Annotated in this window: 18 protein-coding genes; 5 read left to right on the top strand and 13 right to left on the bottom strand. The window is 68.9% G+C overall.

Annotated elements, in window-relative coordinates; genetic code table 11:
* Positions 1-26 precede the first annotated feature (26 nt).
* The 4 genes from hemC to AC3WG5_RS14900 are packed head-to-tail and all read left to right on the top strand — an operon-like array spanning position 27 to position 3938.
* Positions 27-962 carry a hydroxymethylbilane synthase gene (gene hemC, locus AC3WG5_RS14885; RefSeq protein WP_492569286.1) on the top strand — a complete coding sequence of 312 codons (936 nt, stop codon included), beginning with the start codon at positions 27-29 and terminating at the stop codon, positions 960-962.
* On the top strand, positions 959-1696 hold the full coding sequence (locus tag AC3WG5_RS14890) for a uroporphyrinogen-III synthase (RefSeq protein ID WP_492569288.1): 738 nt from the start codon (positions 959-961) through the stop codon (positions 1694-1696). The genes hemC and AC3WG5_RS14890 overlap by 4 nt, the downstream gene beginning before the upstream one ends.
* Complete coding sequence (locus tag AC3WG5_RS14895) at positions 1693-2733, top strand: uroporphyrinogen-III C-methyltransferase (RefSeq protein WP_008954628.1); 1041 nt, start codon at positions 1693-1695, stop codon at positions 2731-2733. The genes AC3WG5_RS14890 and AC3WG5_RS14895 overlap by 4 nt, the downstream gene beginning before the upstream one ends.
* On the top strand, positions 2730-3938 hold the full coding sequence (locus tag AC3WG5_RS14900) for a heme biosynthesis HemY N-terminal domain-containing protein (protein WP_492569290.1): 1209 nt from the start codon (positions 2730-2732) through the stop codon (positions 3936-3938). The genes AC3WG5_RS14895 and AC3WG5_RS14900 overlap by 4 nt, the downstream gene beginning before the upstream one ends.
* A gap of 266 nt (positions 3939-4204) precedes the next feature.
* Here the strand turns inward: AC3WG5_RS14900 and AC3WG5_RS14905 are convergent, their stop codons facing one another.
* From AC3WG5_RS14905 to AC3WG5_RS14915, 3 genes are read right to left on the bottom strand one after another with little or no spacing between them, the layout of a single operon-like run.
* Positions 4205-4915: a pseudouridine synthase gene (locus tag AC3WG5_RS14905; protein WP_008954630.1), complete on the bottom strand. Its 711-nt coding sequence runs from the start codon at positions 4913-4915 to the stop codon at positions 4205-4207.
* Between the two features lie 34 nt (positions 4916-4949).
* Complete coding sequence (locus tag AC3WG5_RS14910; RefSeq protein ID WP_492569293.1) at positions 4950-6902, bottom strand: sensor domain-containing diguanylate cyclase; 1953 nt, start codon at positions 6900-6902, stop codon at positions 4950-4952.
* Between the two features lie 47 nt (positions 6903-6949).
* Entirely contained in the window at positions 6950-7180 is a 231-nt protein-coding gene (locus AC3WG5_RS14915) for a hypothetical protein (protein WP_482583567.1), read from the bottom strand.
* A 26-nt stretch (positions 7181-7206) separates the two neighbouring features.
* Here AC3WG5_RS14915 and AC3WG5_RS14920 point away from each other — a divergent pair, with 26 nt between their 5' ends.
* On the top strand, positions 7207-7782 hold the full coding sequence (locus AC3WG5_RS14920) for a TetR/AcrR family transcriptional regulator (RefSeq protein ID WP_492569295.1): 576 nt from the start codon (positions 7207-7209) through the stop codon (positions 7780-7782).
* A 37-nt stretch (positions 7783-7819) separates the two neighbouring features.
* Here the strand turns inward: AC3WG5_RS14920 and alaC are convergent, their stop codons facing one another.
* The 10 genes from alaC to AC3WG5_RS14970 all read right to left on the bottom strand — a co-directional run bounded on the left by alaC (position 7820) and on the right by AC3WG5_RS14970 (position 20317).
* Positions 7820-9034, bottom strand: a complete 1215-nt coding sequence (alaC, locus tag AC3WG5_RS14925) for an alanine transaminase (protein ID WP_492569297.1) — start codon at positions 9032-9034, stop codon at positions 7820-7822.
* 205 nt (positions 9035-9239) lie between these two features.
* A complete protein-coding gene (locus tag AC3WG5_RS14930; RefSeq protein WP_492569299.1) occupies positions 9240-10139 on the bottom strand; it encodes an aldo/keto reductase in 900 nt (299 codons plus the stop codon).
* The gene (locus AC3WG5_RS14935) at positions 10136-11245 is read right to left on the bottom strand and encodes an ABC transporter ATP-binding protein (RefSeq protein WP_492569300.1); all 1110 of its coding nucleotides are present in this window, start codon (positions 11243-11245) and stop codon (positions 10136-10138) included. The genes AC3WG5_RS14930 and AC3WG5_RS14935 overlap by 4 nt, the downstream gene beginning before the upstream one ends.
* A 4-nt stretch (positions 11246-11249) precedes the next feature.
* Entirely contained in the window at positions 11250-12107 is an 858-nt protein-coding gene (locus AC3WG5_RS14940) for a carbohydrate ABC transporter permease (RefSeq protein ID WP_492569302.1), read from the bottom strand.
* On the bottom strand, positions 12100-13041 hold the full coding sequence (locus tag AC3WG5_RS14945; protein WP_008954637.1) for a carbohydrate ABC transporter permease: 942 nt from the start codon (positions 13039-13041) through the stop codon (positions 12100-12102). The genes AC3WG5_RS14940 and AC3WG5_RS14945 overlap by 8 nt, the downstream gene beginning before the upstream one ends.
* Before the next feature lie 208 nt (positions 13042-13249).
* Positions 13250-14494, bottom strand: a complete 1245-nt coding sequence (locus AC3WG5_RS14950) for an ABC transporter substrate-binding protein (protein ID WP_008954638.1) — start codon at positions 14492-14494, stop codon at positions 13250-13252.
* Between the two features lie 331 nt (positions 14495-14825).
* Positions 14826-16262: a sensor histidine kinase gene (locus tag AC3WG5_RS14955; protein ID WP_492569303.1), complete on the bottom strand. Its 1437-nt coding sequence runs from the start codon at positions 16260-16262 to the stop codon at positions 14826-14828.
* Between the two features lie 33 nt (positions 16263-16295).
* On the bottom strand, positions 16296-16979 hold the full coding sequence (locus AC3WG5_RS14960; protein ID WP_492569305.1) for a response regulator transcription factor: 684 nt from the start codon (positions 16977-16979) through the stop codon (positions 16296-16298).
* Between the two features lie 91 nt (positions 16980-17070).
* Complete coding sequence (locus AC3WG5_RS14965; RefSeq protein ID WP_492569307.1) at positions 17071-17868, bottom strand: adenine nucleotide alpha hydrolase family protein; 798 nt, start codon at positions 17866-17868, stop codon at positions 17071-17073.
* On the bottom strand, positions 17855-20317 hold the full coding sequence (locus tag AC3WG5_RS14970) for a Lon protease family protein (RefSeq protein WP_492569309.1): 2463 nt from the start codon (positions 20315-20317) through the stop codon (positions 17855-17857). The genes AC3WG5_RS14965 and AC3WG5_RS14970 overlap by 14 nt, the downstream gene beginning before the upstream one ends.
* Between the last annotated feature and the right edge of the window lie 173 nt (positions 20318-20490).

Raw genomic sequence — 20490 nt, forward strand, 5'->3', positions numbered from 1 at the left:
TCGTTTCCCTCTACAGGACCGCGTCCATGGACAAAATCGTCATCGCCAGCCGCGAGAGCAAGCTCGCCATGTGGCAGGCCGAGCACATCAAGGCCCGGCTCGAGCAACTCTATCCGCAGCTCGCCGTCGAGATCCTCGGCATGACCACGCAGGGCGACCAGATTCTCGACAAGACGCTGTCGAAAATCGGCGGCAAGGGCCTGTTCGTCAAGGAGCTGGAGCTGGCCCTGCAGGAAGGCCGCGCCGACCTCGCGGTGCACTCCATCAAGGACGTGCCGATGAACCTGCCGGAAGGCTTCGCGCTGGCCGCCATCTGCGAGCGCGAGGACCCGCGCGACGCCTTCGTGTCCAACCGCTACCAGAGCCTGTCCGAGCTGCCGGACGGCGCCGTGGTTGGCACCTCCAGCCTGCGCCGCGAGTCGCAGCTGCGCGCGCGCTTCCCGCGCCTCACCATCAAGCCGCTGCGCGGCAACGTGCAGACCCGACTGCGCAAGCTGGACGACGGCGAGTTCGACGCCATCATCCTCGCCGCGGCCGGCCTCAAGCGGCTGGAACTGAGCGAGCGCATCCGCTGCGAGCTGGCGCCGTCGGAAAGCCTGCCGGCGGTCGGCCAGGGCGCGCTGGGCATCGAGATCCGCGCCGACCGCACCGACCTGATGCAACTGCTGGCGCCGCTCGACCACGCCGACACCCACGCCTGCGTCAGCGCCGAGCGTGCGCTGTCGCGCGTGCTGGGCGGCAGCTGCCAGATCCCGCTGGGCGGTTTCGCCACGCTGACCGACGACGTCATCACGCTGGGCGGCTTCGTGGCGCATCCGGACGGCTCGGTGATGCTCACCGCCTCGGCCTCCGCGCCGCGCGAGTACGCCGACGCGCTCGGCCGCGCCGTGGCGCAGAAGCTGCTCGACGCCGGCGCCGCGCCGCTGATCCAGGCCGTCATCGACGAAGGCCAGGGCCGGTGAGCCTGGCCGGGCGGCGCATCCTCGTCACCCGGCCGCCGGCGCAGAGCGCGCGCCTGATGGCGCTGCTCTCTGACGCCGGCGCCGAGCCGTTGCCGCTGCCGGTGCTCGACATCGTGCCCGACGAGCGCGCGCTGGCGGCGCTGCCCACCCTGGCCGAGGCGGCCGACTGGCTGATCTTCGTCAGCCCCAGCGCCATCGACGCCGCCTGGCCGGTGCTGGCGCGGCGCAAGCTCAAGGCCCGGCTCGCCTGCGTCGGCGCCGCCAGTGCCGCCAAGCTGGCGGCACTGTCCGGCCGCGCCGTGCTGCATCCGCGCGACGGCAGCGACAGCGCCGCGCTGTTGGCGCTGCCGGAACTGCAGCGCCTGGCCGGGCAACGCGTGCTCATTGTGCGTGGCGTCGGCGGCCGGGCGGAACTGGGGGAGACCCTCGCCGCGCGGGGTGCCCGTCTCACCCTGGCCGAGGTTTACCGCCGCGTCGACGGGGAGCCCGACTGGTCCTTGCTGGAGCAGCCGGTGGACGCCCTGGTGCTGACCTCCAGCGATACCGCCGAACGATTATTCCGTCTGGCTGGCCGCTCCCGAAGCCTGACGTTACAATGCCTGCTGTACTGCGTTCCGCATCCGCGCATTGCCGCCACGCTGGCGGCGCACGGCGTGACACGCATCGTGACAACCCAGGCCGACGACGCCGCACTGGTCGCCGGCCTCAGCGAATGGTTCACCCGTCACCCATGAACGAAATCCAGACTGCCGAGATCGGCAAACCGGCCGTGAAGAAGTCCTTCCCGCTGGCGCTGCTGGTGGCGCTGGCGGCGCTGGGCCTGTCCGGCTGGCAGCTTTACTCCACCCAGCAGGAGCTGGCCGCCACGCGCCAGGAACTGGCACGCCGTCTGGCCGAGTCCGGCGGCAGCGCCAAGGAAACCCGCGTGCTGGTCGATCAGGCCCTGGCCACCGTGCGCGCCAGCGACGGCAAGCTGGCCCTGCTCGAGGCGCGCGTCAACGAGTCCGCCGGCCAGTACGCCACGCTCAACGGCATGTACCAGGAGCTGACCAAGAACCGCTCCGACTGGCTCTTGTCCGAGGTCGAGCACACGCTCGCCATCGCCAGCCAGCAGCTGCAGCTGGCCGGCAACGTGCCGGCGGCGCTGCAGGCGCTGGAAATGGTCGACGCCCGCCTGGCGCGCTTCGACCAGCCGCAGCTGATCACGGTGAAGAAGGCCGTGGCCACCGACCTGGAAAAACTCAAGGCGTTGCCGTATCTCGACACCGTCGGCCTGACGGTGAAAATCGACCGCCTGCTGCTGGGCGCCGACACCCTGCCCCTGGTGGTGGGGCACCATCGCCTCGGCAGCGCCAAGGACGGCCTGATCCAGCCGGCCCGGCCGGCCGCCGACGCGCCGTTCTGGGAGCGCCTGCTGGCCGACATCACCGGCAGCCTGGGCGAGCTGGTGCGCATCCGCCGCATGGACAAGCCGGAGGCGCTGCTGCTGTCGCCGGAACAGTCGTTCTTCCTGCGCGAGAACCTCAAGCTGCGCCTGCTGGACGCCCGCCTGGCGCTGACCCAGCGTGACGGCCAGACCTTCAATTCCGATGTCGAAGCCGCCAAGAGCTACGTCGAGCGCTATTACGACGGCGATGCCGCGGTCACCAAGTCGTGGCTGTCGCTGCTCGCCGAACTCAAGGGCGCGCCGCTGGACGTGGCGCTGCCGGACCTCTCCGCCAGCCTCAAGGTGGTGCGCGAGGCGCAGGGCAGCGCAGGGGGTACGCCGTGAAATTCGTGCTGTGGATTACCGGCCTGTTCGCGCTCGCCGTGCTGGTGGGGCTCGCCTCCACGCTGAATACCGGCTACGCCATCCTGTTCCTGCCGCCGTACCGGCTCGAGGTGTCGTTCAACCTGCTGATCGTGGCGGTGATCCTGCTGATCGTGGTGGCGCACCTGGTGTTGCGCCTGATCGGCCTGGCCACCGGCCTGCCCGAGGAAGTGCGCCGATTCCAGCGCCAGAAGAAGCTGAAGGCGGCGCGCCACGCTCTGCGCGAGGCCGGCATCGCCTTCTTCGAGGGGCGTTTCCAGCGCGCCGAACGTGAGGCGGTGCGGGCGCTGGCCGACGAGTCGGCACCGGAAAACAAGGCGCTGGCCCTGTTGATGGCGGCACGCTCGGCGGCCGCGATGCAGGACCTGGACAAGCGCGACGGCTACCTGTCGCAGCTCGACGCCCTGCCGGAGCGGCTGCAGCTGGCGCGCCACATGCTCGACGCCGAGCTCAAGCTGGAAGCCAAGGATACGCTGGGCGCGCTATCCGCCATCGAGCGCGCGCGCGCCATCTCGCCTAACCTGACCAATGCCCTCAAGCTGGAACTCAAGGTGCGCCTGCTGCAGAAGCAGCCGGAAGCGGTGCTGGCGCTGACCGAGAGGCTGCTCAAGGCCGAGGCACTGGAACCCGATCGTGCACGGCGCTACCGCCTGGCGGCCTACACCCAGCAGCTGGACGGTTTTGTCCAGGGGCAGGAGATCCGCGACTGGCTGCGTCGCGTGCCGGAAGTGGAGCGCAACAATCCGACGCTGGTCAGCCGTATCGTGGAGCGCCTGATCGTGCTGGGCGAGGCGGATTACGCCGCCACGCTGATCGCCAGCGCCCTGGGCAACGACGATCAGGCTACTCCGGAACTCGCGCGCGAGCTGGGCCAACTGGCCGAGCACCTCACCGCCGAGAAGCGCCTGGGGCTCTTGAAGGACGCCGAGAGCTGGCTCAAGCTGCGACCGCGCGACCACCTGTTGCTGCTGGCGCTGGGCCGTCTCGCCCTGGCGCAGCAGTTGTGGGGCAAGGCGCAGAGCTATCTGGAGGCCAGCGCCTCGATCGAGCCGACGCTGTGCGCGCACGCCGAGCTGTCGCGCCTGTTCACCGCCATCGACAAGCCCGAGCTGGCCGAGCGGCATTACCAGCAAAGTCTGGAGTTGGCGTTGCAGCAGGGCTGTTAAGCGCTGTCCAGAAGCAAAAAAGGTCGCCTCGGCGACCTTTTTTCATCTCTGGCATGTGCTGCCTCAGAGCCAGTTCACAATCTGTCGCGAGCCGCCCTCCGCGGGGTGAAGAGCCGCACAGGAACCGGAATGTACCGGAGTACCGGAGGATTCCTGCTCGCTGAGCCAATCACTACGTGCCAATCTTCGATTGGCTCAGTGATAGATTGGCACGCGGTGCCCATGAGCCCCGATCAGGGATGCGCCGCAAGATCGGAAACAGGTTCTCAGCGGGTGAAACCCAGCTCCGCCAGCTCGGCAGCATCGAGGTGGCGCCACTCGCCTTCGTCCAGTTCGCCCAATTGCAGCGTGCCCAGCGCGACGCGGTGCAGTTCCTGCACGCGGTTGCCGGCGGCGGCGATCATGCGTTTGACCTGGTGGTACTTGCCCTGGGTGATGGTCATCCGGATGGTGATCTCGTCCACCACCTCGACCTGGTCCGCCACCACCTTCTCGTTGTCGTCTTTCAGAAACACGCCGGCCTTGAGATGCTTGACCAGCGCCTCGCTCACCGGGTGCTTGAGCGTGACCTCGTAGCATTTCGGCACGTGCTTCTTGGGCGAGGTCAGGGCGTGGACGAACTGGCCGTCGGTGGTCAGCAGCAAGAGTCCGGTGGTGTCGACGTCGAGCCGGCCCACGGCGGCGATGCCGAGCTGCGAGAACTGCCATGGCAGCAGCGTGAACACGCTCGGGTTGTGCATCGGCTTGTGCGAGGTTTCGTAGCCGGCCGGCTTGTGGAGCAGGATGTAGAGCGGCAGCATCAGGATTTCCCACGGCTCGCCGTCGATCACCAGTTCGTCGATGGCCGCGGGATCGATCTCGAGGCGGTAATCGTCCACCACCGCGCCATCGAGTTCGACCAGGCCGTGCTCTACCAGCTTGCGGCACTCCTTGCGGCTGCCGAAGCCTTGTTGTTGCATCAGTCGGTAAAGTTCCATGGCCGCGATGGTAGCACGGCGGCAGGGTGCCGGCTCAGCTCGACAGGCTGGCGGGGTGGGGGGTCACCCCTGCCGGCGGCTCGGCCACGCAGAGGCGGTCGCGGCCGCTGCTCTTGGCGACGTAGAGCGCGGTGTCGGCGGCGTGCACCAGGCTTTCGGCGTCCTCGGCGTGCAGCGGGCTGCAGGCCACGCCGATCGAGACGGTGACGTTGAGGGTGTGGTCGAGCGCCTCGATCGGCCATTGCTGCACCACCTTGCGCAACTGCTCGGCCTTGGCGATGGCGTGCTCCAGGCTCATGCCGGGCAGCACGATCAGGAACTCCTCGCCGCCGTAGCGGCACACCATGTCGTTGCTGCGCAGGCTGTCGCGCAGGCGCGCGCCCAGCGTGCTCAGCACGCAGTCGCCGGCCTTGTGGCCGTAGGTGTCGTTGATGCGCTTGAAGTGGTCGGCGTCGAGCATCAGGAGCGCCACCGGCTTGCCCAGCGCCAGGGTGTGCGCCAGCACGCGCGGCAGGGCATCGTCGAGGTAACGCCGGTTGAACACCCCGGTGAGCGGGTCACGCACCAGCTGTTCCTTGAGCCCCGACTGCAGCGACTCGATCTCGTTGAGGTGCTGGCGCAGCGCCTCGTTGGCGGTCTTCAGGCTGTGCTCCAGGCGCTTGCGCTCGCTGATGTCGTTGATGCCGGTGATGACGTGCAGCGTGCCGGCGGAGCGCACCAGGGTGCAGGAAATCAGCGCCCAGAATACCCGGCCGCCGGTGTCCTGCAGGCGTACCTCGTGATCGCGCAACTGACCCTTGTCGCGCATCAGCGCGGCGACCTCGTCACGGGTCTGGGTGCTGACGTAGAAGTCGTCCACGGTGAGGCCCTGCGTGCTGTGCAGGCGCCCCTTGAACATGCGCTCGGCGCGCTCGTTGGCGTAGGTGATGACGCCGTCGGAGAGCCGGCTCAGCACCAGCGGGAACGGTGCGGCGTCGACCAGCTGCTTCTGGCGCGCCTCGCTCTCCGCGAGCTGGGCGGTGCGCTCCGCGACTTTCTCCTCCAGGCCGTGGTTGGCGCGCCGCAGGCGCTCTTCGGCGCTGCCGCGCTCGGCGATCAGCGCGCCCATGATCAGCAGCGTCACCGACTGGCTCAGCACCATCATGCCGGCGTTGAGCAAGGCGAGGCCGGGGGTGTCTCCGAAAAACACGCCACGGCCGCTGGCCGCGCCGGCCAGCGCCAGCAGCAGGATGCCGAACGCCAGCCAGTGCGCCGAGCGCAGCGAGATCCGTGCCGCGGTCCACATCAGCGGGATGATCAGCAGGTAGGGCAGCGCGGTGTAGAGGCCGTGGGGGTCGTTCAGGCCGAGGAACAGCAGGGCCGCCGCCAGCAGGGTGGCAGCGCTGCCCGACGCCAGCTCCAGCGGCGAGGCGCGCGCCGGCAGCGGGTCGATATCACCGCGCCGTCGCAGGAACAACAGCGGCGGGGCGAAGAACAATGTGCCGGCGGCGTCGGCGAGCCAGCCGGCGCACAGCTGCTGCAAGGCGGCGCTGGTGCCGGGGTAGTGCCACCAGGCCTGCGCCAGCAGGCTGCCGCTGGCGGAGACCAGCGCGGACAGGCCGACGCCGGCCCAGAGGAAGCGGAACACGTCGCCCAAGCGGTAGAACGGCAGGCGGCCCGAGCAGTGACGGCGGATCTGCATGCCGCCCAGCAGCGGCCCCACGGCGGCGCCCAGTGCGGCAAGCAGCGCGCCGGGCAGCGGGGTGCCGAGGATCAGGGTCTGTAGTGCCAGCGCCCCCAGCAGCAGGGCGGGCCAGACGCGGTGGCCCCAGCGGATCACGGCGGCCACGGCGAGGCCGGCGGGGAGCCACACGGTGAACGGAAAGGGATTGTCGGGCGTGAAGAAGTGGTCGATCAGCCAGCCGCAGGCGCCATACAGCAGTCCGAGGGACAGCAGTACCAGGGCGTAGCGGACCTTCTGTCTGGATGTGTGCGGCGAAGCGAGCATGCGCTTATCCCGGTTGCTCCTCCGTGGCGGCGGGGGCAACCATGTTGTCATAATCCGCCGAGCATATTGGGGTTGCGGACAGAAAGCGAGACTCGGCAGCGAAGAAAGTGCGGCTCTGCGGTTTCTACGGTGCCCGGGGTGTGGCGGAAAAAACACAGCGGCGGCAGCGGTCCCTCGTGCTGGCGTGGCGGCGGCGTGTAGTCCAGTGCGAGGCATGCCGTGAGCGCTTGCGATATCTGTTTGATATAGCGCAAGCTTTTTAGCATGATGGCCATCATGCTAAGGGGCATTTGAAAGGACGGCGATGCGTTATTCCCCCCTCCACAAGGCCGCCGTGCGGCAGCGAATCATCCGTACGGCGTCCTACCGCTTCCGCTCCGAGGGCATGGACGCGGTCGGCATCGCCAACCTGATGGCTGACCTCGGTCTGACCCATGGCGGCTTCTACAGCCACTTCCGCGACAAGGAGGCGCTGGTCGCCGAAGCCTGCCGGCACGGCTTCGACGAGCTGCAGCAACGGCTGGCTGAGGTGCTGGACGCGGTGCCGGCGGAGCAGCGCCTGGCGGCGCTGGTGCAGCATTACCTGAGCCAGGCGCACCGCGACCGGCCCGACGACGGCTGCGTGGCGGCGGCCCTGGGGGGCGAGATGGCGCGGCGCGACCAGCCGTCGAGGCAGGCCTTCACCGCGGGCATCGAGGCGCAACTAGCCTTGCTGGAGCAGTGTGCGCCGCCGGACGAGGGAAGGACGCCGACGCCTTGCGTGGCGCTGGCGCTGATGGTGGGGGCGCTGCTGCTGTCGCGCGCGGTGAGCGATCCGGCGCTGTCGCAGCGCTTTCTGGAGGAGGCGACACGGGCGCTGGCGCCGCCCAGGCAGGAATAGCCGACGCGGCAGGGTGGCGCCGCGCCGGCCGCCGGGCTCAATGACCCTTTTGCGGGATCAGGCCGTCGGCGCGGAACATGGTTTTGATACCGCGCACCGCCTGGCGGATGCGCGCCTCGTTCTCGATCAGCGCAAAGCGCACGTAGTCGTCGCCGTAATCGCCGAAGCCGACGCCCGGCGACACCGACACCTTGGCCTTGTCGAGCAGTTGCTTGGAAAACTCCAGCGATCCCAGCGCGCGGTAGGGCTCGGGGATGCGCGCCCAGATGTACATCGAGGCCTTGGGCAGGTCGACCTCCCAGCCAGCCTCGCACAGGCCCTTGTAGAGCACGTCGCGGCGCTTCTGGTAGGTGGCGGCGATGTCCTTGACGCACTGCTGGTCGCCTTCCAGCGCGGCGATGGCGGCGATCTGCAGCGGGGTGAAGGTGCCGTAGTCGTGGTAGCTCTTGATGCGCGCCAAGGCCGCTACCAGGTCCGGGTTACCGACCATGAAGCCGATGCGCCAGCCCGCCATGTTGTAGCTCTTCGACAGCGTGAAGAACTCCACCGCGATGTCCTTGGCGCCCGGCACCTGCATGATCGACGGCGCCTTCCAGCCGTCGAACACGATGTCGGCGTAGGCCAGGTCGTGCACCACGAAGATGTCGTGCTTCTTCGCCAGCGCGATGACGCGCTCGAAGAAGTCGAGCTCGACGCACTGCGCGGTGGGGTTGGAGGGGAAGCCGATCACGATCATCTTGGGCTTGGGGTAACTGCCGCGGATGGTGCGTTCCAGCTCGGCGAAGAAGTCGACGCCGGGGATCAGCGGCACCGAGCGGATGTCGGCGCCGGCGATCACCGCGCCGTAGATGTGGATCGGGTAGCTGGGGTCGGGCACCAGCACGGTGTCGCCACGGTCGAGCGTGGCCAGCATCAGGTGCGCCAGGCCTTCCTTGGAGCCGATGGTGACGATGGCCTCGCTGTCCGGGTCGATGTCGACCTGGTAGCGCTCCTGGTACCAGTGCGAGATGGCCCGACGCAGGCGCGGGATGCCCTTGGAGGCGGAGTAGCCGTGGGTGTCGGGGCGCTGCGCGGCTTCGACCAGCTTGGCGACGATGTGCGGCGGGGTGGCGCCGTCGGGGTTGCCCATGCTCATGTCGATGATGTCCTCGCCACGGCGGCGGGCGGCCATCTTGCGTTCGGCGGTGATGTTGAAGACGTAGGGGGGGAGGCGGTCGATGCGCGCAAAGCGGCGCTTGCCCGATGCAGACATGATTTTTCCTTGAACGTAAGCGCCCGGAACCGTCCGAGCGACGTCCTCCCGACACAGGAGGTGGATCGATACTAAGCGTCCGGCATGGCGGCGTCCAGCGGGGACGTATGGGCTGTGGCGCCGCTGCCGCAGCAGCGGGTGGACCACCGGGCAAAAAAAACGGGACGATCGAGTCGATCGTCCCGGGTGGAGCAAAACAGCGGGGTCAGGGTATGGCGTGGCCCTGCGCCGCTTCGAGCAGCGCGAACCAGTGCTGGCGTTCGAGCGGCAACGCGGCGGCGCGCGCGGCGTCGTCGAGCGAGGACAGCCGGCGCGAGCCGACGATGGGCAGCGGCCGCGCCGGGTGGCGCAGCAGCCAGGCCAGCGCCAGCGTGGCGGGCGTGACGCCGAGCTGTTCGGCCAGGGTGGTGAGCGTCCGCTGCAGCACGGGGTTGGCCGCAGCGTCGAACAGCCGGCCGCCGGCCAGCGGCGACCAGATCATCGGCCGCACGCGGCGCTCCAGGCACTGGTCGAAGCTGCCGTCGAACAGCGGCGCCAGGTGCAGCAGCGAGGCCTCGACCTGGTTGGTGACGAGCGGCGTGCGGCTGGCCAACAGTGCGAACTGGCTCGGGCTGAAGTTGGAGACGCCAAAGTGGCGCACCTTGCCGGCGGCCTTCAGCGTGGCGAAGGCCTCCGCCACCTCGTCCGGGTCCAGCAGCGGGTCGGGGCGGTGGAGCAGCAGCAGGTCGAGGTAGTCGGTGCCGAGGTTTTGCAGCGACTGCTCGACCGAGGCCAGGATGTGCTCCCTGCCGGTGTCGTAGTGCTTCACCGTCCAGCCGCGTGATTGGTTCTCGGGCTTGATGCCGCACTTACTCACCAGCTGGATCTCGCCGCGCCGCGCCGGGTTGGCCTTGAGCCAGCGCCCGAACAGTGCCTCGCAGGTGAAGCCGCCGTAGAGGTCGGCGTGGTCGAAGGTGGTGAGGCCCTGCGCGATGGCGTGCTCGATCCACGCCGCCAGCGCGGCGTCGTCGAAGTCCCAGGCGTCGAGCCGCCACGCTCCGACCGCCAGCGCCGACAGCTGCGGGCCGTATTCGGCCAACGTTGTGGTGCCGACGGCCGCGCTCATGCGATGCGCACCTCGGTTTTCGGGTCGAACAGCACCGCCTTGGAGACGTCGAACACCAGTTGCATGGCGTCGCCCGGGCGCTTGGCCTCGGTGGGGTGGGCGCGGCAGCATACCTTGGTGTCGTTGAGCGTGACGAAGATCAGCGTGTCCGGGCCGGTGGGCTCGATCACCTTGACGTGGCAATCCATCTGCGGCAGCCCCTCGCGGTGCGCGGTGCGGGCGTCGGTGATCTGTTCCGGGCGGATGCCGAAGATCACCTCCCTGCCGATCCAGGCCGAGAGCTTGGCCTTGTCGTGCGGCAGCGGCAGCACCACGCAGCCGTGGTCGTCGCACACCTTGACGCCGAGTCCGCCGGGCGCTTCCACCACGGTGGCCGGGATGAAGTTCATCGACGGCGAGCCGATGAAGCCGGCGACGAACAGGTTGGCCGGGTTGTCGTAGATCTCCTGCGGGCTGCCGAACTGCTGCACGATGCCGTCCTTCATCACCGCGATGCGGTCGCCCAGCGTCATCGCCTCGATCTGGTCATGGGTGACGTAGACGATGGTCGACTTCAGTCGCTGGTGCATCAGCTTGATCTCGGTGCGCATCTCGACGCGCAGCTTGGCGTCGAGGTTGGAGAGCGGCTCGTCGAACAGGAAGATCGACGGGTTGCGCGCCAGCGCCCGGCCCATCGCCACGCGCTGGCGCTGGCCGCCGGAGAGCTGCGAGGGCTTGCGGTCGAGCAGGTGGGTGATCTGCAGCATCTCGGCCACGCGGTTCACCGTGGCGTCGATCTCGGCCTTGGGCTGCTTGCGGATCTCCAGTCCGAACGAGATGTTCTGGCGCACGCTCATCGAGGGGTAGAGCGCGTAGCTCTGGAACACCATGGCGATGTCGCGGTCCTTGGGCGAGAGGTCGTTGACGCGGCGCGCACCGATGCGGATGTCGCCCGAGCTGATGTCGTCCAGCCCGGCGATCATGTTGAGCAGGGTGGACTTGCCGCAGCCGGAGGGGCCGACCAGGATCAGGAACTGGCCGTCGTCGATGGCGATGTCGATGCCCTTGAGCACGTCGGTGCCGTTGTTGTAGGTCTTGCAAACGTTGTCGATGGAGAGCGAGGCCATTGTCTTAACCTTTCACGGCGCCGGCCGTCAGTCCGCGCACGAAGTAGCGGCCGGCGACCATGTAAACGAACAGGGTGGGCAGGGCGGCGATGATGGCGGAGGCCATGTCGACGTTGTATTCCTTCACCCCGGTGGATGTATTCACCAGATTGTTCAGCGCCACCGTGATGGGCTGCGATTCGCCGGCGGCGAACACCACGCCGAACAGGAAGTCGTTCCAGATCTGGGTGAACTGCCAGATGATGCACACCACGAAGATCGGCCCGGACACCGGCAGCAGAATGCGGAAGAAGATGGTCCAGAAGCCGGCGCCGTCGATGCGACCCGCTTTCACCAGCTCGTCCGGCACGGTGACGTAGAAGTTGCGGAAGAACAGCGTGGTGAAGGCGGTGCCGTAGATCACGTGCACCAGCACCAGGCCGGCGGTGGTGTTGGCGAGCCCGAGCCAGCCCAACAGCTGCGCCATCGGCAGCAGCACCACCTGGAACGGGATGAAGCAGCCCACCAGCAACAGCGTGAACAGCGCGTCGGAGCCCTTGAACCGCCACATCGAGACCACGTAGCCGTTGACCGCGCCGATCATGGTCGAGATCAGCACCGCCGGCACGGTCATCTTCACCGAGTTCCAGAAGAAGCCCTTCATGCCGCCGCATTCGATGCCGGTGCAGGCGGAGGCCCAGGCCTTGGCCCAGGCGCCGCCGTCCCAGGCGTGCGGCAGCGACAAGAGGTTGCCCTGACGGATGTCGTCCAGCGTCTTGAACGAGGTGGTGAGCATCACGTAGAGCGGCAGCAGGTAGTAGAGCGCCACCAGCGCCAGCGCGGCGTAGACCAGCAGCCGGCCGATTGAGAGCTTGTTAGCCACGTTTCGCACTCCTCGTTTCCAGGTACATCAGCGGCACCAGCACCGCCACGATGGTCATCAGCATCATCATCGCCGAGGCCGCGCCGAGGCCGAGCTGGCCGCGCGTGAAGGCGAACTGGTACATGAAGATGGCGGGCACGTCGGACGAGGTGCCCGGGCCGCCGCCGGTGAGTGCCATCACCAGGTCGAAGCTCTTGATGGCGATGTGCGACAGGATCAGCAGCACGCTGAAGAACACCGGGCGCAGCGACGGGATCACGATGCGGCGGTAGATGGTGGGGAGGCTTGCGCCGTCCACCTGCGCCGCCTTGATGATGGAGTCGTCCACGCCGCGCAGGCCGGCGAGGAACAGCGCCATGACGAAGCCGGACGACTGCCACACCCCGGCGATCACCACGGTGTAGATGGCGCGGTCCGGGTCGACCAGCCAGTCGAAGGTGAAGTTGGCGAAGCCCCAGTCGTTGAGCACCTTCTGCAGCCCCATGTCGGGGTTGAGCATCCACTTCCAGGCGGTGCCGGTGACGATGAAGGACAGTGCCATCGGGTAGAGGTAGATGGCGCGCAGCGCGCCTTCGGCACGGATTTTCTGGTCGAGCAGCACCGCCAGCAGCAGGCCCACCACCAGCGTGCACAGGATGAACAGGCCGCCGAACACGCCGAGGTTGGCGACGGCGGTCCACCAGCGTTCGTTGTCGAACAGCGCCAGGTACTGGGTCAGGCCGGCCCAGTCGTAGCGCGGCAACAGACGGGATTCGGTGAAGGAGAGCCAGGCGGTCCAGGCGATGAAGCCGTAGACGAACACCAGACTCATGATGATCGTCGGGCTCAGCACCAGCCGGGGCAGCCAGCGGTCGGCCAGGCGCTGACGACTGGCGGCCGCGGGCGCGGCGTCGGCCAGGGCACGGACTCCGGCCGGAGACGAAGAATGGGACATGGGAATTCCTTAGCGTAGCGAGAGCGGGGAACACGGCGGGGAGGGGCTCCCCGCTTCCGTCATCGGCTGAGAGGCTTTCAGCAGGCGGGCGCGCCATAGCAGGTTGAGTGCCGCCGCCGCACAGGAACCGGAATGGACATGGAGTCCATGAGGATTCCGAGCAGCGCCGGCGCTCAAGATGCAAAGGCGCAGCCGCCTGATGCAGCTCTTACTTGACCTTGCCGGCCTTGGCCAGTCGTTCGGCGGCAGCCTTGGGCGTCATGCTGGAGTTCATGAACTGCGAGATGACGTCCACCATGGCCCCTTCGGTGGCCGACGGCATCGCCATCTTGTGCGCGAAGCTCGGCACCAGCGCGCCGCTCTTGGAGGCGGTGGTCAGGTCGGCCTTGGATTTCTTGGCGCAGTCGTCGAACTTGTCCATCGGCGTGTCGAGACGCGCCGGGATCGAGCCCTTGTTGAGGTTGAAGGTTTCCTGGAACGCCGGGCTCATCACCGTGGCGGCGAGGTCGGCCTGCGCCTTGACCGAGGCCGGGTCCTTCTGCTGGAACATCGCCAGGCTGTCGATGTTGAAGGTGAACATGCCGGCGGTGCCCGGGGCGTCGACGCACAGGTAGTCCTTGCCCGGCTGCTTGCTGGCGGCGGTGAACTCGCCCTTGGCCCAGTCGCCCATGAACTGCATGCCGGCCTTGCCGGTGATGACCATGTTGGTGGCCAGGTTCCAGTCGCGGCCGGCCGCACCCTTGTCGATGTAGCCCTTCACGCGCTGCAGGGTCTCGAACACCTTGACCGTGGTCGGGCCGGCCAGCGTGGCCTGGTCGAGCTGGACGAAGGCCTTCTTGTAGTAACCGGCGCCGCCGACGCCGAGCGCGACGGATTCGAACAGGGTGGCGTCCTGCCACGGCTGGCCGCCGTGGGCGATCGGCTGGATGCCGGCCTTCTGCAGCTTGTCGGCGGCGGCGAAGAATTCCGGCCAGGTCTTGGGCACGGTGGCGCCGGCCTTCTTGAACGCTTCCGGGTTGACCCACAGCCAGTTGACGCGGTGCACGTTGACCGGGGCGGCGACGTACTGGCCCTTGTACTTCATCACCTGGCTCACTACCGGCGGCAGCAGTTTGTCCCAGTTGCCGGCCTTGGCCACCGGGTCGATGTTGGCGAGCACGCCTTCGGCGCCCCATTCCTGGATCGCCGGGCCCTTGATCTGGGCCGCGGTGGGCGGGTTGCCCGACACCACGCGCGTCTTCAGCGCGGTCATGGCGTTGTCGCCGCCGCCGCCGGCCACGGCGAAGTCGCGCCAGGTGTGTCCCTTGGCGGTCATCATCTTCTTCAGTTCGAGAGCCGACTTGGCTTCGCCGCCGGAGGTCCACCAGTGCAGGACTTCGACGTTGCCGGCCATCACGGTGGCGGGCAGCAGGCTGGCGGCCAGCAGGGCCGCGCTCAGGCGCTTCAGTTTCATGCTCTATCTCCTCGGTATTGTTGTCGGTCCGTCGCGTGGCGTGTGGGGCGGCCTGCCGTGACGGCTTGCGAAAACTATAGCGACTTGCTGTAAGTTTTGCGTAAGTTTTGCGTCTGGATGGCGTAAGAACTTGAACGGCTTTGGGTGCGATGCAGCATGAATAAACGGCGAAGCCGGCCGATGCTGGGGGATACGGATGATGCGATGCAGCACGAGGGGTGCGCCGTAGTGTACCAACTACACGACGACCGGCCAGAGCAGTGCTGTCCGCGGCCCGGCCACGGGCGATCGCCGTGCCGCCCACCCGGTGCCGGACGGGCGGAAAGGGGGGTCAACGGGCGGTGCCGAGCGGCTCGCTAAGGGCAAAGCGCAACGACACGGTGAGGCCATGCGGCGGGTGCTCGGACAGCGTGACCGTGGTGCGGTGGCGCCGCGCGATCTCCTGCACGATGGCGAGCCCGAGACCGCAGCCCTTGCCCTTGCCCTCGGCGCTGCCGCGGTAGAAACGCTCGAACACGCGCTCGCGTTCCGCGGGCGGGATGCCCGGGCCGTTGTCGCTGACGCGCAGCCACACCTCGCCCGGCGCGGGCTGCAGCGCCACGGTGACTTCGCCGCCCATCGGGGTGTACTGGATGGCGTTGTCGAGCAGGTTGGCCACGAGTTCGCGCAGCAGGCCGGCGTGGCCGGCGATGGTCAGCGGCGCGTCGCCGCCCTCCACCCCGAGGTCGATGTCGCGCGCCAGCGCGCGCGGCACCGCCTCGGCGCTCACCTCGCGCACCAGCTGCGCCAGGTCGAGCGGCGCCAGCTGCAGCCCGGCCTCGGGCTCGGCGCGCGCCAGCGCCAGCAGCTGGTTGACCAGGCGGATGGAGCGCTCGACGCTGGTGTGCACCTGCTCCAGCTGGCGGCAGGCGCGCGCCACGTCGGGCTGCGCCTGACGCAGTTCGCCCTGCGCCAGCTCGCTTTGCGACTTGAGCCCGGCCAGCGGGGTGCGCAGCTGGTGCGCGGCATCGGCGATGAAGCGGCGCTGCTGCGCCACCTGGCCGTGCACCTCGGCCAGCAGGGTGTTGATGGCGGTGGCCAGGGCGCGCACCTCGGACGGGGCGTTTTCCGCCTCGATCGGCGCCAGGTCGCGCGCCGAGCGGTGTTCCACGCTGCGGCGCAGGTTCCTGAGCGGCGACAGGCCGCGGCTGATGCCGGCCCAGACCAGCACGCTGGTGAGCAGCATCAGGCCCAACAGCGGCAGCCCCATGTCGAACAGGATCTTGTGCGCCAGCTCGGCGCTCAGCGCGCGGCTCTTGGCCACCTGCACCAGCATCAGCTGCGGCTGGTCCGGGGTGCCGGCGTTGAGATAGAGCGCCGCCACGCGCACCCCGAGCTGGTTGCCCTGTTTCGCCATGGCGGCGTTGTAGAAGTAGCTGGCGCCGGCCCGCACCGGCAGCCCGGCGGGCGGGCGCGGCATCGCCGGGTCGCCCAGCAGGAAGGCCTCCGGTGGCGAACTGACCATGTAGTAGACGCGGTCGTTGGGGTCTTCCTCGAGGATTTCGCGCGCCGCCTGCGGGAAGTCGACGTAGAAGCCGTTGCCGAACGGCTTGACCTGCCGCGCCAGCGCGCGCGAGGACTTGGCCAGGCTGCGGTCGATCACCTCGTTGCTGTAGCCCAGCGCCATGGCGTACGCGAGGTAGGCGGCGGCGAGCCACAGCACCAGCTGCGGCAGCAGCAGCCACAGCAGCAGCTGGCGGCGCAGCGACAACTGGCGGGGAGGGGACATCGGGGCTCCTTGAAATCGGGCTTCGGCCAACCTTTAGCGGGGCGCGTCGGTGCTGGCCAGCAGATAGCCCAGGCCGCGCACCGCGCGCACGCCGACGCCGCTGCCGTCGAGCTTCTTGCGCAGGCGGTGCACGTAGACTTCGACCGCGTTGGCGCCCACTTCTTCCCCGGTGCCGGACAGCTCGGCGGCGATCTGTTCCTTGGTGACGACGCGCTCGGCGTGGCTCATCAGGATGTCGAGCAGCTGCAGCTCGCGCGCCGACAGCTCCAGCGCCACGTTGTCGGCCCAGGCGCGTTGACCGATGCGGTCCAAGCGCAGGCGGCCGAAGCGCGGCTCGTCGCGCGGGCTGTCGGCGACGCGCTGGCGGCGCAGCAGGGCGCGCAGGCGCGCTTCCAGCTCGGGGAAGTCGAACGGCTTGACCAAGTAGTCGTCGGCGCCAGCGTCGAGCCCGGCGACGCGGTCTTCCATGCTGTCGAGCGCGGTCAAGAGCAGGATCGGCAGCGCCGGCTTGTGCACGCGCACGTTGCGCAGCACGGCCAGGCCGTCCTGCCCGGGCAGCCCGATGTCGAGCACCACGGCGTCGAAGTCCTCGGCGAGCAGGCGCTGCTGCGCGTCGAGGCCGTCGGCGGCGTGCGTGGTGTCGAAGCCGAGCTGGGTGAGGCGGGTGAGCAGGGCGTCCGCCAGGACGGCGTCGTCTTCGGCCAGAAACAGTTTCATGGGGAGTTAAAGCCTCGCGGGCTGGCTACGGTCATGCTGCGATGTTAGAAGCTGTGGCGAGGTTTGGCGAGGGGGTGGACGGCACGTCGCCTCAGCTGACCAGGATCACCGGGCAGTCGATGTCGTTGAGCAGGGCGGCGAAGCCCGTGCCGCTGCGCAGCGAGCGGCTGCCGTCGAGCACCAGGCTGGTGGCGTTTTCCTCGCGCACCGCGGCGGCCAGGGCGCGGCTGTCGCCGGGGAGCAGCTGGCGGCAGCTGCCGGCGCTGGCCGGCGCCAGCGCCATGGCGGCGTTGGCGTGGCGGATGAAGTCGGCTTCGTTGTCGGCCGGGATCAGCACGCGCAGCTCGCCGTCCTGGCTTTGCGCCAGGTCCCGGGCCAGCCCCAGGGCGCGTGCGGCGCCCGGCGAGCCGTCGAACAGCACCAGCAGCCGCGGCCGGGCGGCGCGGCGCGGTGGCGGCGGCGGTGCCTCGCACAGCAGCGTCCACAGCGGCATGGTACCCATGCGCGCGCTCTTGCCCAGCACCACCAGATCGGGCTCGTCGGCGCGTGCGAACAGCTCGGTGGCGATCTGCCCGCGCGCCAGCTGGAACGACCAGCGCAGCTGCCGCCGGGTGGCGGCGTCGGCGAGCAGGCGGCGCGCCTGCTCCGCCTCGCAGCGCAGGGCGTGCTCCAGCTGTGGCGCGGCGAGCGGCGCGGCGCGGGAAAACTGGCCGATCTCGCGCGTGAAGGGCAGCGCGGCCAGGTGCAGCAGGTTGATGTCCTCGATGAACAATCCCGCCAGTTCGACATCGCGCGCGGCGGCCAGCGCCGCCGCCAGTTCCAGCGCGGCGCGGCTGCGTGGCGAGACGTCGAGCGCCAGCAGTACCTTGCCGGGGCTAGGCTTGTCCATGGCCGTGCCTTGCTTTGGGGGCGGGGGGCGGCGCGCTGCCGGCCTGGTCGCCCTTGTCCGGCTGGCTGTAGGCGCGGGCGATGTCGGCCAGGCCGTGCAGGCGGTCCGCCACGCGGCGGTTGACGCTGCCCGTCGGGAAGAGGCCGCTCGCGTCCGCGGCGCCGGCCTCCACGCCGGTGAGCAAGGCGATGGCCTGGTCTACGGTGTCCACCGCGTAGACGTGGAACAGCCCGGCCGCCGCGGCCTCGATCACGTCGCGGCGCAGCATCAGGTGCAGCACGTTGGCGGCGGGGATGAGCACGCCGTGCTCGCCGTTCAGGCCGCGCTGGCGGCAGATGTCGAAGAAGCCCTCGATCTTTTCGTTGACGGCGCCGATCGCCTGCACCCGGCCGAACTGGTCGACCGAACCCGTCACCGCCAGCGCCTGGCGCAGCGGCAGGCCGGAGAGCGAGGAGAGCAGGGCGCACAATTCCGCCAGCGAGGCGCTGTCGCCCTCGACCATGCCGTAGGTCTGTTCGAACACCAGGCTCGCCGACAGCGACAGCGGCTGCTCGGCGGCGTAGCGCGTCGCCAGGAGCGAGGACAGGATCAGCACGCCCTTGGAGTGGATCGCCCCGCCCAACTTGGCCTCGCGCTGGATGTCGACCACTTCGCCGTCGCCCAGGCGCGTGGTGGCGGTGATGCGCGAAGGTTGGCCGAAGGCGAACTGGCCCAGCTCGAACACCGACAGGCCGTTGATCTGGCCGATCTGCTCGCCGCTGCTGTCGATGCGCAGGATGTCGCGCAGGATGGCCTCGTGTACGCGTTCCTTGAGGCGGTCGGCGCGGTGGATCTGCGCCGCGATGGCGCGTTCGACGTGCTCGGCGCCGACGCGGGCAAGGCCGTCCTGCTGCGCCCAGTAATCGGCCTCGCGCACCAGTCCGGCCAGGCTTTCCATGTGCAGCGAGAGCCGTTCGGCGTCCTCGGCGCGGCGCGCGCCGTATTCGATGACGCGCGCCACGGCGCCGCGCTCGAAGGGTCGCAGCCCGTCGCGCCGCGTCAGGGTGGCGATCAGGCGGGCGTACAGCAGGGCGTTGTCGCCGGTGCGGGGCACCTCGTCCTCGAAATCGGCCGCCACCTTGAACAGCTCGCCGAACTCCGGATCGTATTCCGCCAGCAGGTAGTACAGCATGCGGTCGCCCAGCAGCAGCACCTTGACCTCGAGCGGGATCGGCTCCGGCTCCAGCGACACCGTGCTGATCAGGCTGTACATCTGGCCCAGCGACTCGATGCGGATCTCGCGCGTGGCCAGCGCGCGCTTGAGCGCCTCCCACGAGAACGGCTGGCTCAGCAGCTTGATGGCGTCCAGCAGCAGGTAGCCGCCGTTGGCCTGGTGCAGCGCGCCGGGCTTGATCTGCAGGAAGTTGGTGATCAGCGTGCCCATCTGCGACAAGTGCTCGACGCGGCCGATCAGGTTCTGCCAGGTGGGGTGCTCCTCGTCGATCACCGGCGGCTCCGCGCGGCCGCCATGATCGACCAGCAGGTTGACGCGGAAGCGGTTGAAGTCGGCGCCGTCGCCCAGGCCCTGCAAGCCGGACTGGGAGGGCGCGCCGTCGTGCGGCTGGCGGAAGTCGTCGATGCTGGCGATGATGTTTTGTTGCACCTCGTCGAGGTAGAGCCGCACCGGTTCGAAATCGGCGTAGTCCTCGCGCAGCGAGTCGATCATCTGGCCCACCGCGAACAGCACCGCCTCTTCGTTCAGCTGGCGCACCCGCTCGATGCGTTCGTGGCGCCAGCGCGGCACCTGGCGGATGGCCTTTTCCAGCTGCACGCGCAGGGTGTCGGTGTCGCGCTCGATGCGTTCCTGCTCTTCGCGCGGCAGCTTGGCGAATTCCTCCGGGCTGATCACCTCGCCGTCCTTGGCGGGGGCGAAGGAGAAGCCGTTGGGGGTGCGCAGCAGGGCGATGCCGTGCTGGATCGCGGCGTCGCCGACCTCCTCGAACGCCTTGGTCTGCTGCTGGGTGAATTCCTCGTTGATCTGGTCGAGGCGGCGGCGGTATTCCTCGCCCTCGAAGATGGCGGGGATGGTGGCGCGCAGCTCGTCCACCAGCTGCTGCATGTCGTCGCGCAGCGTCGCCCCCCGCCCGGCCGGCAGGCGGATGGCGCGCGGCTTGTGCGGCTGGGCGAAATTGTTGACGTAGCACCAGTCGCACGGCGGCGCTGTGCCGGCCGCCTGCTGTGCCAGCAGCTGCCGCACCATGGTGCGCTTGCCGCTGCCGCTGGGGCCCATGACGTAGACGTTGTAGCCGTGGTGGCGCATGCCCAGCCCGAAGCGGGTGGCGCCGACGGCGCGCAGCTGGCCGATGATGTCGGTCAGGTCGTCCAGCTCGGCGGTGGTGTCGAAGGCAAACAGCTCGGGGTCGCAGCGCCGGTAGAGCTGCGCCACGGGCAGGGGGGCGAGGTGGCTCATGGCGCCACGTTCCTTTGTCATGGGGGCGGTGAGGGCGCCGATGCCGCACCCGGCGGGCCGTGCATCGCGCGATTGCCACAACTATAGACAGCGCGGGACCGAGTTTCAGGGCCGGGCACTCGCCGCGCCGGGCGCGGCGTTCCGGCGTTGGGGAGAAGGGGCAAGGGAAGGGG

Source organism: Pseudogulbenkiania sp. FW507-F1 (assembly GCF_058781125.1).